Source organism: Roseovarius lutimaris (assembly GCF_900115165.1).
GTDB lineage: Bacteria > Pseudomonadota > Alphaproteobacteria > Rhodobacterales > Rhodobacteraceae > Roseovarius > Roseovarius lutimaris.
The window spans coordinates 1-1,935 of the sequence record NZ_FOVP01000065.1 but is presented as its reverse complement, the minus strand read 5'-3'; the positions used below and the strand labels follow the sequence as shown (position 1 = coordinate 1,935).

The 1,935-nt window shown below is 59.7% G+C and carries 2 protein-coding genes and 1 pseudogene; 1 reads left to right on the top strand and 2 read right to left on the bottom strand.

Annotated features, from left to right (window positions below; genetic code table 11):
- Positions 1 to 323 (top strand): transposase (locus BMZ91_RS20945; RefSeq protein ID WP_177193955.1); only part of this gene is annotated, 323 nt, incomplete at its 5' end.
- A gap of 720 nt (positions 324 to 1,043) precedes the next feature.
- Here the strand turns inward: BMZ91_RS20945 and BMZ91_RS21905 are convergent.
- Positions 1,044 to 1,229 (bottom strand): annotated as a pseudogene (locus BMZ91_RS21905) (DUF3363 domain-containing protein); the annotation flags it as partial.
- A complete protein-coding gene (locus tag BMZ91_RS21900; RefSeq protein ID WP_232231017.1) occupies positions 1,166 to 1,846 on the bottom strand; it encodes a LysR family substrate-binding domain-containing protein in 681 nt (226 codons plus the stop codon). The gene BMZ91_RS21900 and the pseudogene BMZ91_RS21905, both read right to left, overlap by 64 nt.
- Between the last annotated feature and the right edge of the window lie 89 nt (positions 1,847 to 1,935).

Here is a 1,935-nt window from a genome sequence, read left to right as displayed (position 1 = left end):
AGCAGCACATCAAAGAGGGCAAATACGCCTTTCGCTGGACGCGGCTGTCGTGCCGGAAGTTCCGCGACAATGAGGTGCGGCTGCAACTGCACGCCCTGGCGTACAACCTGGCCACCTTCTTGCGCTGCATCGAGCTGCCCGAGGCCATGGCCGACTGGTCGTTGACCAGCCTGCAACTGAAGCTGATCAAGATCGGGGCACGTGTGGTCCGTCACGCCCGCACCATCACCTTCCAGCTGGCCGAGGTCGCTGTCACCGGCACGATGGTACGCGCCATCCTCGCCGCTATCCGCCGATTGCGAGCGCCACCGCTATGCGCATGATCGCGATCCACGCTCAAACTGAACGAAAGCGGCTGGACAGATCTGTCCGCTGCGCTGAAAAACGCCGCCCCTGGGCAAGGAAACAGCGGCTTCGCGGTCTGATCCGTCCAGATCCAGCAGTCTGCGCGACCGCAGGTGCCGCTTGCGGCAGAAAATCCTTGTCTAGCGCTCGGATACAGGCGATCTTCACCTCAAACGACACGCCACTTGGGGAATGCAGGAGTAATGTGGGTGTCGTGTTGTAGCTCGTCAAGAGGTAGATGTGAAATAAATATGGCACTGTGTCTATTTTGTAGGATACGTTCTATTTAAGCCCTCAGAGGCTAGGCGGTTTACGGGCATGTAAGTGTGACACCTTAGACTCGGAGTCGGGACTGTGAGGGGCCTTAGAGAGCTTCTAGATGCCATTTCAGGGGTCTCCTAGATCGACAACATGCTCTCCTCTCACTTTGTAGCTTCATAACTGTGGGTGTCAGTTAGCAACAGTGCTCGAGTCCAGGATTTGCGTTCATTCTGTGAAGGCCGGTTGATAGGCGTTCCAACGGATTCGGCTTTGGCGGTGTTAATGCAAGTGTCGCTTTCCGGCGATGGCAGTAACAGTGCCGGACTGTGCTTCCGCAAACACTTCGGTTCGCTACGCAACGATGGTCAGATAACGCTTTTGAGAGGAAGGTCGAATAGAGCATTGATCCTATAGCGCCGGTCCTATCTGCCCGCGCAGACCTCGCTGCTGAGCTGGCGGTTGATGACCGGCCGCCACGGGACAAGGGTGCATTTATGGCTCTTTTCAACCACAGCGAACTGGCTGCTGGATAATTGTACGGTGCCGGTGGACTTGTCGCTCACGCCTTCGCTATCCGTGGTAGTATCGAACGGTAGTCCGTGCAGACCTTCCGGCCCATGTCGTTGGCGAGGCTGAGCAGGTTGCGAAGCGCCGCGCTGCGATTGGACGGCGACCAGACAGCCGAGAAGGCGACCGGCTCCGGCTCGTCGGTGAAGGGCAAAAAGACAATGCCGTTTGTCGGCAACAGCGCCGTGGCCGCGCCGACGATGGTGATGCCAAAGCCCTGTCCGACCAAAGACAAAAGGGTGCCACGCCCCACGTCGAAGCGCAGGATCGACGGCGCAGGCCAGCGCTCGGCATGGCGTAGCACGATATGGCTATGAACCTGCGGTCCAGTGCCGCCATGCCGGACAAGGAACGTCTCGCCTGCCAAATCGGGCCATGTGACGGCTGACCGCTTGGCGAGCGGATGCCGTTCCGGTAGCACCGCCAAGAGCGGTTCGGTCCATGTGCGACGGGAATGGCAGTCGGGTGGTTGGGGCGTGCCCGCGACGAACGCCACGTCCAACCTACCGGCGCGAAGCTGCACCACCGCTTCACGGGCCGGGCCTTCGGCGATCTCGACTTCAACATCGGGGTAATCCTTGCGGTATTGGCCGATCAGCTTTGCGAGGAAGCTATGCGGAATCAGGGCATGGATACCGATACGAAGCCGGCCGCTTTCTCCGGCTGCCGCCATGCCGGCGGTTTTCACCGCATGGTCGAGTTGGTCAATACCTACGGCTATCCGCTCGACGAAATGGCGTCCGGCCTCGGTCAGCCGAACGC